Below are 396 nucleotides of genomic sequence, written 5' to 3' on the forward strand. Positions count from 1 at the left end.
GATCCGCCCTATTGTAGCGGGGGGGTAAAAAGCTTGAACGCACGCAATGCGAGCACCAATAAGAAGTATGTTGGCAACAACACCAAGTATTACGAGTTTTGTGGGGATGGTAAGGACCAACGCATATGGATTGCTTGGATTGGTTTTGTCTTTGCCCAAATAGAGCGCATTTTAAAACCTAGCGGGTATTTTTTTAGTTTCATTGATTGGCGGATGTTGCCCGCCTTAAGCGATGCGATTCAATTATCAGATTTAGCGTGGCGGGGTATCATTGTGTGGGATAAGGGACGATCGGCTAGACCCTTTCCTAATGGCTTTAAACAACAATGCGAATTCATTTTATGGGGCACTAAGGGGGAATTGCCCAGCAGAGAACCAGATTACCACTATGGCTAT

The 396-nt window shown here is 45.5% G+C and carries 1 protein-coding gene; it reads left to right on the top strand.

Annotated elements, in window-relative coordinates; translation table 11 throughout:
* Window positions 1-396: DNA methyltransferase (locus tag FNE76_RS08145; RefSeq protein WP_143928494.1), on the top strand; the 396-nt coding region annotated here is incomplete at both ends.

The sequence above is a fragment of the Helicobacter mehlei genome (assembly GCF_007280785.1).
GTDB classification, from domain to species: domain Bacteria; phylum Campylobacterota; class Campylobacteria; order Campylobacterales; family Helicobacteraceae; genus Helicobacter; species Helicobacter mehlei.